12 protein-coding genes and 2 tRNA genes are annotated in these 13,410 nt (G+C 48.8%); 8 read left to right on the plus strand and 6 right to left on the minus strand.

Features of this window, described 5'->3' with window-relative positions:
- Positions 1 to 145: 145 nt before the first annotated feature.
- The 6 genes from ACJHYR_RS00455 (at position 146) to ydhT (ending at position 5,876) form a co-directional block, all read left to right on the plus strand.
- The gene (locus ACJHYR_RS00455) at positions 146 to 772 is read left to right on the plus strand and encodes a ferredoxin-like protein (protein WP_001070230.1); all 627 of its coding nucleotides are present in this window, start codon (positions 146 to 148) and stop codon (positions 770 to 772) included.
- 20 nt (positions 773 to 792) lie between these two features.
- Entirely contained in the window at positions 793 to 2,895 is a 2,103-nt protein-coding gene (locus tag ACJHYR_RS00460; RefSeq protein ID WP_042029004.1) for an aldehyde ferredoxin oxidoreductase, read from the plus strand.
- Positions 2,896 to 2,907: 12 nt separating this feature from the next.
- Positions 2,908 to 3,546, plus strand: a complete 639-nt coding sequence (locus ACJHYR_RS00465) for a YdhW family putative oxidoreductase system protein (protein WP_171965394.1) — start codon at positions 2,908 to 2,910, stop codon at positions 3,544 to 3,546.
- A 63-nt stretch (positions 3,547 to 3,609) separates the two neighbouring features.
- A complete protein-coding gene (locus ACJHYR_RS00470; protein WP_001316419.1) occupies positions 3,610 to 4,278 on the plus strand; it encodes a 4Fe-4S dicluster domain-containing protein in 669 nt (222 codons plus the stop codon).
- Positions 4,275 to 5,060 (plus strand): thiosulfate reductase cytochrome B subunit, encoded by a 786-nt coding sequence (gene phsC, locus ACJHYR_RS00475; protein ID WP_001069970.1) that lies wholly within the window; start codon positions 4,275 to 4,277, stop codon positions 5,058 to 5,060. The genes ACJHYR_RS00470 and phsC overlap by 4 nt, the downstream gene beginning before the upstream one ends.
- 3 nt (positions 5,061 to 5,063) lie before the next feature.
- Positions 5,064 to 5,876: a protein YdhT gene (ydhT, locus tag ACJHYR_RS00480; protein WP_000587573.1), complete on the plus strand. Its 813-nt coding sequence runs from the start codon at positions 5,064 to 5,066 to the stop codon at positions 5,874 to 5,876.
- 11 nt (positions 5,877 to 5,887) lie between these two features.
- Here ydhT and ACJHYR_RS00485 read toward each other — a convergent pair whose 3' ends face one another.
- The 4 genes from ACJHYR_RS00485 to ACJHYR_RS00500 all read right to left on the minus strand — a co-directional run bounded on the left by ACJHYR_RS00485 (position 5,888) and on the right by ACJHYR_RS00500 (position 8,189).
- Positions 5,888 to 7,492, minus strand: a complete 1,605-nt coding sequence (locus tag ACJHYR_RS00485) for an FAD-NAD(P)-binding protein (RefSeq protein WP_072837385.1) — start codon at positions 7,490 to 7,492, stop codon at positions 5,888 to 5,890.
- A 125-nt stretch (positions 7,493 to 7,617) separates the two neighbouring features.
- Positions 7,618 to 7,923 (minus strand): monooxygenase, encoded by a 306-nt coding sequence (locus ACJHYR_RS00490; RefSeq protein ID WP_000212678.1) that lies wholly within the window; start codon positions 7,921 to 7,923, stop codon positions 7,618 to 7,620.
- Between the two features lie 108 nt (positions 7,924 to 8,031).
- Positions 8,032 to 8,108, minus strand: a tRNA-Val gene (locus tag ACJHYR_RS00495).
- Positions 8,109 to 8,112: 4 nt separating this feature from the next.
- Positions 8,113 to 8,189: transfer RNA gene (locus ACJHYR_RS00500), tRNA-Val, on the minus strand.
- Between the two features lie 308 nt (positions 8,190 to 8,497).
- Here ACJHYR_RS00500 and ACJHYR_RS00505 point away from each other — a divergent pair.
- The gene (locus ACJHYR_RS00505; RefSeq protein ID WP_059328069.1) at positions 8,498 to 9,754 is read left to right on the plus strand and encodes an AIDA repeat-containing protein; all 1,257 of its coding nucleotides are present in this window, start codon (positions 8,498 to 8,500) and stop codon (positions 9,752 to 9,754) included.
- Between the two features lie 40 nt (positions 9,755 to 9,794).
- Here ACJHYR_RS00505 and mdtK read toward each other — a convergent pair whose 3' ends face one another.
- On the minus strand, positions 9,795 to 11,168 hold the full coding sequence (gene mdtK / locus ACJHYR_RS00510) for a multidrug efflux MATE transporter MdtK (RefSeq protein ID WP_001174940.1): 1,374 nt from the start codon (positions 11,166 to 11,168) through the stop codon (positions 9,795 to 9,797).
- Positions 11,169 to 11,382: 214 nt separating this feature from the next.
- Between mdtK and ribE the strand changes: the two genes are divergently transcribed.
- Positions 11,383 to 12,024 carry a riboflavin synthase gene (gene ribE, locus ACJHYR_RS00515; RefSeq protein ID WP_000493947.1) on the plus strand — a complete coding sequence of 214 codons (642 nt, stop codon included), beginning with the start codon at positions 11,383 to 11,385 and terminating at the stop codon, positions 12,022 to 12,024.
- Positions 12,025 to 12,063: 39 nt separating this feature from the next.
- Here the strand turns inward: ribE and cfa are convergent, their stop codons facing one another.
- The gene (gene cfa / locus ACJHYR_RS00520; RefSeq protein ID WP_000098896.1) at positions 12,064 to 13,212 is read right to left on the minus strand and encodes a cyclopropane fatty acyl phospholipid synthase; all 1,149 of its coding nucleotides are present in this window, start codon (positions 13,210 to 13,212) and stop codon (positions 12,064 to 12,066) included.
- Between the last annotated feature and the right edge of the window lie 198 nt (positions 13,213 to 13,410).

Here is a 13,410-nt window from a genome sequence, read left to right on the forward strand (position 1 = left end):
TATCAGCGTTAAATCTTTTCTCATACACTATCGGGTTAGGGAAAATATCTGGTGTTGGGGACAGAGTCAGCAGCGTATTAGTTGAATGCTTAATATCAGTCTGCTGAATTGTCAGCACTGTGTTTGCGAAGAGGATGCGAAATAAATGAACCCGGTTGATCGTCCACTATTAGATATTGGCTTAACGCGATTAGAATTCTTGCGTATATCAGGAAAAGGCCTCGCTGGTTTAACAATTGCCCCTGCGTTACTGTCACTTTTGGGTTGCAAACAGGAAGATATTGATAGCGGCACAGTAGGGTTGATAAATACACCCAAAGGGGTGCTGGTGACCCAACGTGCTCGATGCACGGGTTGCCACCGCTGTGAAATCTCTTGTACCAACTTCAACGATGGTTCAGTAGGGACATTCTTCTCCCGTATCAAAATCCATCGCAATTATTTCTTTGGCGACAACGGGGTTGGCTCTGGCGGCGGCCTGTATGGCGATCTCAACTATACCGCGGACACCTGCCGTCAATGCAAAGAGCCGCAATGCATGAACGTCTGCCCGATTGGTGCGATTACCTGGCAGCAGAAAGAAGGCTGTATTACCGTCGATCATAAACGTTGTATTGGCTGTAGCGCCTGTACTACGGCATGCCCGTGGATGATGGCCACCGTAAATACCGAAAGTAAAAAATCCTCGAAATGTGTGTTATGCGGTGAATGCGCAAACGCCTGCCCAACAGGGGCGTTAAAAATTATCGAGTGGAAAGATATTACTGTGTGAATCTTGCAAAGGAAAAAATCATGGCTAACGGTTGGACAGGTAATATATTAAGAGTCAATCTTACGACAGGAAATATTACCCTCGAAGATTCCAGTAAGTTTAAAAGTTTTGTCGGTGGTATGGGCTTCGGCTACAAAATTATGTATGACGAAGTACCGCCAGGCACGAAACCTTTCGATGAAGCGAATAAATTAGTCTTTGCTACCGGCCCATTAACTGGATCTGGTGCCCCCTGCAGTTCTCGCGTAAATATCACCTCACTTTCTACTTTTACCAAAGGAAATTTAGTCGTCGATGCCCATATGGGGGGCTTTTTTGCAGCGCAAATGAAATTCGCCGGATACGACGTCATTATTATCGAAGGGAAAGCGAAATCACCGGTATGGCTGAATATTAAAGATGACAAAGTTAGCCTGGAAAAAGCCGATTTCTTATGGGGAAAAGGTACGCGCGCAACGACGGAAGAGATTTGTCGATTGACCAGCCCTGAAACCTGTGTGGCGGCTATTGGTCAGGCTGGGGAAAACCTTGTTCCTCTCTCTGGCATGTTGAATAGCCGTAACCACAGCGGTGGTGCGGGAACTGGCGCAATAATGGGTTCGAAAAACCTGAAAGCGATTGCGGTTGAAGGGACGAAAGGGGTCAACATTGCCGATCGTCAGGAGATGAAGCGTCTCAACGATTACATGATGACTGAACTTATCGGTGCGAATAACAACCATGTCGTGCCAAGTACGCCGCAATCGTGGGCAGAGTATTCAGATCCCAAGTCACGTTGGACAGCACGTAAAGGGCTGTTTTGGGGCGCGGCTGAAGGTGGTCCGATTGAAACGGGGGAAATTCCGCCAGGCAATCAGAACACTGTCGGCTTTCGTACCTATAAATCCGTTTTTGACTTAGGTCCGGCGGCAGAGAAATACACAGTAAAAATGAGCGGCTGCCACTCTTGCCCGATCCGTTGTATGACCCAAATGAATATTCCTCGGGTGAAAGAGTTTGGCGTGCCCAGCACAGGTGGTAACACTTGTGTAGCCAACTTTGTCCATACCACCATCTTCCCGAACGGTCCGAAAGATTTTGAAGATAAAGACGATGGTCGTTTGATTGGTAACCTGGTTGGTCTGAATCTGTTCGATGACTACGGGCTATGGTGTAACTACGGTCAGCTACATCGCGACTTTACCTATTGTTACAGCAAAGGGGTGTTCAAGCGTGTTCTGCCTGCTGAAGAGTATGCGGAAATTCGCTGGGATCAACTGGAAGCGGGTGACGTTAACTTCATTAAAGATTTTTACTACCGTCTGGCGCATCGCGTGGGTGAGCTGAGTCACCTGGCTGATGGTTCATATGCCATCGCAGAACGCTGGAATTTGGGTGAAGAGTATTGGGGCTACGCGAAAAATAAACTCTGGTCGCCGTTTGGCTATCCAGTTCACCACGCCAATGAAGCGTCAGCGCAGGTCGGCTCCATTGTTAACTGTATGTTCAACCGTGACTGCATGACGCATACCCATATCAACTTTATTGGTTCCGGCTTGCCATTGAAACTGCAACGTGAAGTGGCGAAAGAACTTTTTGGTTCTGAAGATGCTTACGATGAAACCAAAAACTACACGCCAATCAATGACGCAAAAATTAAATATGCTAAGTGGTCGCTGTTGCGGGTCTGTTTGCATAACGCCGTCACCCTGTGCAACTGGGTCTGGCCAATGACCGTTTCGCCGCTGAAAAGCCGTAATTACCGGGGCGATCTGGCGCTTGAAGCCAAATTCTTCAAAGCGATCACTGGCGAAGAGATGACTCAGGAAAAATTAGATTTAGCTGCAGAGCGTATCTTTACGTTGCATCGTGCCTACACGGTAAAACTGATGCAAACCAAAGATATGCGTAATGAACACGATCTTATCTGTTCCTGGGTATTCGACAAGGATCCTCAGATCCCGGTCTTTACTGAAGGTACGGACAAAATGGACCGTGACGATATGCATGCTTCGCTCACGATGTTCTACAAAGAAATGGGCTGGGACCCACAGCTTGGTTGTCCGACCCGTGAAACATTGCAGCGTCTGGGGCTGGAAGATATTGCCGCCGATCTGGCAGCACACAATCTACTGCCTGCGTAAGGAATGGGTGAGATGAACCATCAGGATGAATTGCCGTTAGCGGAAGTCAGCGAAATTGACGAGGCGAAGCGGCAATGGTTGCAGGGGATGCGTCACCCCGTTGATACGGTAACCGAACCAGAACCTGCTGAAATCCTGGCAGAGTTCATTCGTCAGCATTCTGCGGCTGGGCAGCTGGTGGCGCGCGCCGTGTTTCTCTCGCCATCCTATTCGGTTGCAGAAGAGGAACTGTCAGTTTTGCTGGAAAGCATTAAGCAGAACGGAGACCACGCGGATATCGCTTGTTTGACGGGAAGCCAGGATGATTACTATTACTCAACTCAGGCCATGAGTGAAAACTACGCGGCGATGTCTTTGCAAGTTGTGGAGCAGGACATTTGTCGCGCCATTGCACACGCCGTTCGTTTTGAGTGCCAGACGTATCCTCGTCCTTACAAAGTCGCCATGCTGATGCAAGCGCCATATTACTTCCAGGAAGCGCAGATCGAAGCCGCGATCGCCGCGATGGATATTGCACCTGAATATGCTGATATACGGCAGGTGGAGTCATCGACGGCGGTGTTGTACTTGTTTAGCGAGCGATTTATGACCTATGGCAAGGCGTATGGCTTATGCGAATGGTTCGAGGTAGAGCAGTTTCAGAACCCCTGAAATATCAGGGAGATGTCATGGATAGGGTGGACAGTAGCAGCCACTGCATTAGGGGATAATCAGATGTCCTTCACTCGACGCAAATTTGTTCTGGGGATGGGAACAGTAATCTTTTTTACTGGTTCTGCGTCTTCTCTGTTAGCGAACACGAGGCAAGAAAAGGAAGTTCGGTATGCCATGATTCATGACGAGTCACGGTGCAATGGCTGTAATATTTGTGCCCGCGCATGCCGTAAAACTAACCACGTCCCCGCTCAGGGAAGCCGTTTATCGATAGCACACATTCCAGTCACCGATAACGACAACGAAACGCAGTATCACTATTTTCGCCAGTCATGCCAGCACTGTGAAGATGCTCCTTGCATCGACGTATGCCCGACAGGGGCGTCGTGGCGTGATGAGCAGGGGATCGTGCGGGTAGAAAAATCGCAGTGCATCGGCTGCAGTTATTGCATTGGCGCTTGTCCTTACCAGGTTCGCTACCTTAACCCTGTCACTAAAGTGGCAGATAAATGTGATTTCTGCGCTGAGTCCCGACTGGCAAAAGGCTTTCCGCCCATTTGCGTCAGCGCCTGTCCGGAACACGCATTGATCTTTGGTCGCGAAGATAGCCCAGAAATTCAAGCGTGGTTGCAAGAAAATAAATATTATCAATATCAGCTACCTGGTGCCGGGAAACCGCATCTGTATCGCCGATTCGGTCAACATTTGATTAAAAAGGAAAATGTATGAACCCGTCGCAACATGCTGAACAGTTTCAGAGCCAGTTGGCGAACTATGTGCCACAATTCACTCCCGAATTTTGGCCGGTGTGGTTGATCATTGCCGGACTATTGCTGGTTGGGATGTGGTTGGTGCTGGGGCTGCATGCCTTGCTTCGTGCTCGTGGCGTGAAGAAATCAGCCACCGATCATGGTGAGAAGATTTATCTTTACAGCAAAGCGGTCAGATTATGGCACTGGTCGAATGCGTTACTCTTTGTATTGTTGCTGGCAAGTGGGCTGATAAATCACTTTGCGCTGGTGGGCGCAACTGCGGTTAAAAGTCTGGTTGCGTTGCATGAAGTTTGCGGATTTTTGTTACTGGCATGCTGGCTCGGCTTTGTTCTGATCAATGCCGTTGGGGGTAATGGTCACCACTATCGCATTCGTCGTCAGGGTTGGCTGGAGCGAGCGGCAAAACAAACGCGATTTTATTTGTTTGGCATTATGCAGGGGGAAGAACATCCTTTCCCGGCAACAACCCAGTCTAAATTTAATCCCTTACAGCAGGTTGCCTATATTGGTGTCATGTATGGATTGCTGCCGTTGTTACTATTGACGGGGCTGCTGTGTCTCTATCCGCAAGCCGTGGGAGATGTGTTTCCTGGCGTAAGATACTGGTTATTGCAGGCGCATTTTGCTCTGGCATTTATAAGCCTCTTTTTTATCTTCGGTCATCTTTATCTTTGCACCACGGGGCGTACGCCACACGAAACCTTTAAAAGCATGGTCGATGGCTATCACCGGCACTAACGAATGATCATTACACGAGCAGACCTGCGAGAATGGCGTATCGGAGCGGTGATGTATCGCTGGTTCCTGCGCCATTTCCCACGCGGCGGTAGTTATGCCGATATTCATCATGCACTGATTGAGGAAGGATATACGGACTGGGCGGAGAGTCTGGTTGAGTATGCGTGGAAAAAATGGCTGGCGGATGAAAACTTCGCGCATCAGGAAGTTTCTTCTATGCAAAAACTGGCCACAGATCCCGGAGAGAGAGCATTTTGCAGTCAGTTTGCCCGCAGCGACGATCATGCTCGCATCGGCTGTTGTGAGGATAATGCCAGAATCGCAACCGCTGGGTATGCCGCGCAAATTGCCAGTATGGGTTATAGCGTGCGGATTGGAAGTGTCGGCTTTAACAGTCACATTGGCAGCTCCGGTGAACGCGCACGGGTTGCTGTAACCGGTAATTCTTCGCGGATAAGCAGCGCTGGAGATAGTAGTCGGATTGCGAATACCGGAATGCGAGTACGCGTTTGTACATTGGGTGAACGGTGTCATGTCGCCAGTAATGGTGACCTGGTGCAAATCGCCAGCTTTGGCGCAAACGCCAGAATTGCCAACAGCGGCGACAATGTACACATCATTGCCAGCGGTGAAAATTCAACGGTAGTGAGCACGGGCGTGGTCGACTCAATTATTCTCGGGCCAGGAGGAAGCGCCGCACTGGCATATCATGACGGCGAAAGAGTTCGCTTCGCCGTCGCCATTGAAGGTGAAAACAATATTCGAGCCGGAGTCCGCTATCGTCTTAATGAACAGCATCAGTTTGTTGAGTGCTGATAGCTTTACCTTTAATCAAACGAAAGACGCCTACGTGCACGGGAGGCAGGTTTTACGACAGCCCGAGCCATCGCCTCACCAATTTCTGCACATGCCGTAAGTCCCTGTACGAATGGCTGGTCGTGCATTAACCAGGGCAACGCGCCGAACGCTACGCGCCCACGAATATCTTCGGGTTGCTGTAACGTATAATCTTCGCCAACATCAGGGATTTCATCCCCTGTTTTCTGTAATTGTTCGCGTAGTCTAGGGAAAGGAATATCTTTCACTTTAAGCGGACGCTGCCCACGGGCATCAATAAAAACGTCAAACGAGTAGCTATTGTCTTCCGTTTTCAGGACGGTGCGCGACTCATTAATTTCCATTTCGTAGTCTTCACCGAGGGCGAGTATATGAATGATTCCCGCTTCACGTAAGGCCAGCAGCCGAAGAATAGACTCTGAAGGGATTGCCGCATAATTATCTATGAAAACTCGGGCAAGGCCTTTACTGAACCGTTTATGGTCGTGTTCATTCAGATGTGGAACAATTTCCTGTACTGCTTCATGCAGGCGCAGAATGACATAACGCCAGGGAACAGTATGTTTTTCTCGTTTATTGCGTTCGACTTCCTGGAGATTTTTTTCTGCCCAGTCAAATGGGTCGCGTTGTTTGCGCTCGGCAAACCAGGCTTGAGCAAAGGAATCGACATTCAGGCTCTCTAAGGCTATGCGTTGGCTCCAGCCTGGATCAGCAAACTTGACTTCCTCTACTATCAATCTAAATACCCGATCCAAAAGGCCATATTCGCCTTTTTGAATCTCAGCATTTAATGCCTGATCAGTGACGATGTGTAAGGGCTCGTAGGGAATAGGGCAATAGAAATCGGCTTCGGGTAAAATACCCGTGCGCGACATTAACGTAATATTTAGCTTTTCACTTGCGTTATCGCGGTGAAAAATGACGTGTTGTTTATCATCTTCAATGAACGAACCATGCTGAATAGCCACTGCCATTGCCGCATCCAGTCCGCTCAAGGATGTTCCCATAATACCCACGTTACACGCATCGACCTTTGCTTCCATCAGGCCTGACCACGGGCTGGGAAAGTACGTTCTGGTTGCTTCTTCTTCATCAGGCCAGACGTGACCCGTGGCAATCACCGCTAAATCAAACGTCTCGCTGGGTAAATCCTGATTTGTAGCGAGCATGACGCCAGCATTTGTAATTTGCAGATCGGTAACCTGGCATGATTCATAAACAGCCACTGCAAATTTTTGCTGTCGTGCCTGATCTACTAATCGTAAAAATTGATCGCGGAAATATTCGCCCAGCAGAATTCGCGGTAAAAACTGACGATCGTGCAAGGTTTCTTTTTTAACGCCATAACGCTGGAGATGGCTGGCTTCTTGCTTTTGTAGCCATTCGAGATACGAACAATAAATCGGCGGTATTTCAATACTGGCAATATTTGCCAGCATCAGTTTTGAGTTTTCCTCATCACTGTATGGCATCCCGACACCGGCTTCATCAGCCTGCTCGAAGATAGAAATAGAAAGTGGAGTTTGTTGCTGTAGAAGCGAGAATAAGGTGTAGATCCCCGTAGGCCCGGCACCCACAATAGCAATTTTTTTCATTGTTACTTACCTGTACGCATTCTTTCGAATTTAGTGTTATCAGATAAGTTTGGTTGAGATTTTTAGAATTTGAGAAATTTCAGACAGGGATGAAAAGGGCGCTAACCGCCCTTGATTAAATTCTGTCAGGCGAGTTTTGCCTGATTGATTTGACTAAGTGGCTCATTGACATCGAAAACTTTGGCGACAACTTCCTCAACGCCGAGATTTTTCAGTCGGGCAGTATGTTTTTCCAGATAGGCAAGGGCGCTTTTTTCATCAGTAAAAAGGTAGATCCCACCGGCTTCGTGGTTCTTTTCACTTTCTGTCCATACCTTCCACAGAAAACCAGGTTCCTGATTAATCGACTCAGCAAGCGGTTTAAGCTGCTCAGCCATTGCGTCGCCAAATGGGCCATTGAAAGAAAAATGAAGTTGTAACAAAGTTGCCATAGCGATTCTCCTTCTGATAACGCATACGAAGACAGTGTAAATCTTTTAACGTATTGGATACAGAGAAGAAACAGAGGGAAAAAAGGAGAAGACCAGATTAAGAAAATCTGGTGCGTCCGAGTGGACTCGAACCACCGACCCCCACCATGTCAAGGTGGTGCTCTAACCAACTGAGCTACGGACGCAGGATGGTGCGTTCAATTGGACTCGAACCAACGACCCCCACCATGTCAAGGTGGTGCTCTAACCAACTGAGCTATGAACGCAACGTTGTAGGTGACAACGGGGACGAATATTAGCGGCAGAGTGGGAAGGTGGCAAGAGGCAAAACGTAATTTTCTGCGCTATTTCGACCGTTTGCAGAGCTTTTAAGCAAATTGGCTATATTTTGTTGATTTGCAAGGGCGATTTTTATTCAGGATCGCATTTACATCTGACACAACCCAATAATCTGTGTATCAGAGTTTAAACAGAGTTGTTTGCCACCATCTCAAAATCTGTCGTGGATAAATCCTCCGTAGCCTTTACACTTAGGTAGCAATAAAGGCACACAGATGCAGCAAAGGAATAAATCATGGGATCTGATGCGAAAAACTTGATGAGCGACGGGAACGTGCAAATTGTTAAGACCGGCGAGGTCATTGGCGTGACGCAACTTACTGAAGGTGAGTTAATTGTTGAAGCTGGCGGAAGAGCCGAAAATACCGTGGTCACGGGGGCTGGCTGGTTGAAAGTGGCAACCGGTGGGATCGCCAAATGCACACAGTACGGCAACAATGGCACGCTATCGGTCAGCGACGGTGCCATTGCCACAGATATTGTTCAGTCCGAGGGAGGCGCAATTAGTCTCTCTACGCTCGCTACGGTTAATGGCCGCCATCCCGAAGGTGAATTCAGCGTTGATAAAGGTTATGCCTGCGGTTTGTTGCTGGAAAATGGCGGTAACCTGCGTGTACTGGAAGGCCATCGCGCGGAAAAAATCATTCTCGATCAAGAGGGAGGCCTGTTGGTCAATGGGACAACCTCAGCGGTCTTGGTAGATGAAGGTGGTGAATTGTTGGTGTATCCAGGTGGGGAAGCCAGCAATTGTGAGATTAATCAGGGCGGCGTTTTTATGCTGGCGGGGAAAGCCAATGATACGTTGCTTGCTGGTGGCACCATGAATAATCTTGGTGGTGAAGACTCTGACACTATTGTTGAGAATGGATCCACTTATTGTCTGGGGACGGATGGTCTTCAGCTCTACAGTTCCGGTAAGACGCAAAACTTGTCCGTTAATGTAGGTGGTCGGGCTGAAGTGCATGCTGGTACGCTGGAAAACGCGGTAATACAAGGTGGGACAGTGATCTTGTTGTCACCCACCAGCGCGGACGAAAATTTTGTCGTAGAGGAAGATCGCGCACCGGTTGAACTGACCGGGAGTGTTGCATTACTGGACGGCGCTTCAATGATTATTGGCTATGGCGCAGATCTGCAACAATCAACGATTACTGTACAGCAGGGCGGTGTATTGATTCTCGACGGCAGTACGGTAAAAGGTGACAGTGTCACTTTCATTGTTGGTAACATCAATCTGAATGGCGGAAAACTGTGGCTGATCACTGGTGCGGCAACGCATGTGCAACTGAAAGTGAAACGCCTGCGCGGAGAGGGAGCGATTTGCCTGCAAACCAGTGCGAAAGAAATTTCACCTGACTTCATCAATGTGAAAGGGGAAGTTACCGGGGATATACGCGTTGAGATAACAGATGCCAGTCGGCAAACTCTGTGTAACGCACTGAAACTACAGCCAGACGAAGACGGGATTGGCGCAACGCTCCAGTCTGCGTAAAAATACAGGCGCAACCCGTTAAGGTTGCGCCTTGTCTTTATTAGCGGGACGCTCGTTGCAGAATGATGGCTGACGGCAGACGTTGCAGGAACCGCATACGCAGCATCATCATAATGGCTGCCGACGTCAGGCCAATAATAAAGCCTATCCAGAAGCCTGCTGGCCCCATAGGTTCAACGACCAGATCGGTCAGTGCCAGAATATAGCCGCTTGGCAAGCCCAGCACCCAGTAAGCCGTAAAGGTGATATAGAAAATGGAACGCGTATCTTTATAACCACGCAAAATCCCACTGCCAATCACCTGGATAGAGTCAGAAATCTGATATACCGCCGCCAGCAACATCAAATGCGCAGCCAGCGTTACAACCTCGGGATTGTCGTTGTACAACAGGGCGATTTGCTCCCGCAGTGAAACCGTGAAAATGGCCGTCAGGGTTGCCATACAGACACCCACCATAAGCCCGGTCCGCGCAGCGGTTTGCGCATCCAGCGTTGAGCCCTGACCCAGACGATAACCTACGCGGATAGTTACCGCTGCCGCCAGCGACATTGGAAGCACAAACATCAGTGAACTAAAGTTCAGGGCAATCTGGTGTCCTGCGACATCAACAATACCGAGCGGAGACACTAACAGAGCCACGACGGCAAACAGCGTTACTTCAAAGAACAGCGCCAGCGCAATTGGCAAACCGAGTTGAATCAGTCGTTTCATAACCGCAGGATCGGGCTTCGCAGTGCCCTTTTCGTTACGAATATCGCGCATCGAGCGGGCGCGTTTAATGTAAGAAACCATGGCAAGGAACATGACCCAATACACCGCAGCAGTAGCCACGCCACAACCAACGCCACCGAGCTCAGGCATACCGAAATGACCGTAAATAAAGATATAGTTCACCGGAATGTTCACCAGCAGGCCGATAAAGCCCATCACCATACCCGGCTTGGTTTTTGCCAGACCTTCACACTGGTTACGGGCAACCTGGAAGAAAAGATAGCCCGGCGCGCCCCATAGCAACGCACGCAGATAACCCACGGCTTTGTCCGCCAGAGCCGGATCGATGTTTTCCATGGAGCGGATAATGTAACCTGCATTCCACAGCACCAGCATAATGAGAACGGAAACAAAACCCGCCAGCCAGAAACCTTGTCGCACCTGATGCGCAATGCGCTCACGTCGACCGGAACCATTTAATTGCGCGATAACCGGCGTTAATGCCAGCAACAGTCCGTGACCAAAGAGGATCGCCGGAAGCCAGATAGAAGTACCGATAGCGACCGCCGCCATGTCGGTGGCACTATAGCCGCCCGCCATCACGGTATCGACAAAACCCATCGCAGTTTGGGCGATTTGCGCGAGAATCACCGGGATTGCTAATGCTAATAACAGACGCGCTTCACTGATATACTTCTGCACGTGAACACCTTTTATTTGTAGTTATATGAGAGACTAAAAAGCCGCCTGAATGGGCAGCAAAAAGAAGAAGCAGGGGAAATTCAGTCTATTGTAGCGAGGATTTATTAATTCTCCAGTGAAAAAATAGTCATTCTTACCCCTTCACTGGTAAGGGCGTTTGCCACCTGCTATTGTGCTGAACAGAATGTCTTAACTGATTTCAGGAGTTGTAAGTATGTTTACGGGGATTGTACAGGGCACCGCAAAACTGGTGTCGATTGACGAGAAACCAAATTTTCGCACGCATGTGGTGGAGTTACCCGACCACATGCTGGACGGCCTGGAAACCGGTGCGTCCGTGGCGCATAACGGTTGCTGCCTGACCGTGACGGAAATTAACGGCAACCATGTCAGTTTTGACCTGATGAAAGAAACGTTACGCATTACTAATCTTGGCGATTTAAAAGTGGGGGATTGGGTAAACGTTGAGCGTGCGGCGAAATTCAGTGATGAAATTGGCGGACACTTAATGTCAGGTCATATTATGACCACCGCTGAAGTGGCGAAAATATTAACCTCGGAAAATAATCGCCAGATCTGGTTTAAAGTCCAGGATAGTCAGTTGATGAAATATATTCTGTACAAAGGATTTATTGGCATCGACGGTATTAGCCTGACCGTCGGCGAAGTCACGCCAACGCGTTTTTGCGTCCATTTAATTCCGGAAACACTGGAACGCACGACTCTTGGGAAGAAAAAACTTGGCGCACGCGTCAACATTGAAATCGATCCACAAACTCAGGCAGTGGTAGATACGGTAGAACGAGTGCTGGCGGCACGAGAAAATGCCATGAATCAACCAGGTACAGAAGCCTGATCTGAAATCGCCCCCGGAGAGGGGGCGATAGAATAGCCTTTAGCGAGCCACTCGAAGGCCGTTTTCAACACCGCGTGAGAACACGACCTGCCAGAGCTGAATATCACGGGCGCGGAAAGCACCCGCACAGGCATTCAGATAATAGGTAAACATCCGTTTAAAGCGTTCACTGTAGTTATCCGCAATTTCTGGCCATGCGGCGAGGAATCGTTCATACCACGCCATCAACGTAGTATCGTAATCAGCACCGAAGTTATGCCAGTCTTCCATCACAAAGTGGGGTTCGCTGGACTGAGCAATCTGGCGTACAGAGGGCAGGCAACCGTTCGGAAAAATATATTTATTAATCCAGGGATCAACATTCAGATCGGTTTTTTTCGAACCGATAGTATGGAGCAGGAATATGCCTTCCGGTTTCAAATTACGATCCACCACCGCAAAATAGGTATCGTAATTTTTTGGTCCGACGTGCTCGAACATCCCCACAGAAACAATACGATCAAACTGGTCGTTCAGGTCACGATAATCTTGCAGCAAAATGGTGACATCCAGGCCTTCACAGCGTTCCTGAGCCATTTTTTGCTGTTCGGCAGAAATGGTGACGCCAACCACGCTTACGTCATAATTAGATGCCATGTAGTGCGCCAGTCCGCCCCAGCCGCAGCCAATATCCAGTACGCGCATCCCTGGTTTTAACTGCAATTTTTCACAAATCATTTTGAGCTTCGCCTGCTGGGCAGATTCCAGATTATCGGCATCTTTCCAGTAAGCGCAGGAATATTGCATGAAGGGATCAAGCATGCGGCTGAACAAGTCATTACCCAAATCGTAATGCTCTTTGCCGACTATCCAGGCACGTTTTTTACTCTGCAGATTGAAGAGACGAGCGCCAGCAATACGCAGCGTGTCTTTGAAATGATGGGGGAGTTGGTTCTCGAGACCTGCGCGTAAGACTTTGCTAAAAAACATATCCAGTCGGTCACATTCCCACCAGCCATCCATATAACTTTCGCCTAACCCCAACGATCCTTCCTGCAGAACGCGTTTAAAAAAATCGGGGTTTTTCACACGAATATCCGCCGGGGCAGAACCGTTAATGGCTATACCGGCACGGCTAAGTAATTCGTTGGCGATACGGTACCAGTTGTCATCCGGTACACTGACTTCTTCTATACACGATGAACTCATAGTTTCTCCATCACTGGTCGGTGATCAGAACCTTAAAACAGCGTAGACGCTTTTTGGGCTTTGTGAGAAATCTCGCAGAAAAAACCGCGAGTCTATAATCCGACGTAGAACAGAGGGAAAGGAGGAACCCTTGCCGAAATGACCATCCATAGTGAGTCGGGAACGATCCTGTCCCCGTAAAAACATAATATTTATCGT

Source organism: Escherichia sp. WS1450 (genome assembly GCF_046487395.1).
In the GTDB taxonomy this organism is placed as follows: Bacteria; Pseudomonadota; Gammaproteobacteria; order Enterobacterales; family Enterobacteriaceae; genus Escherichia; species Escherichia coli.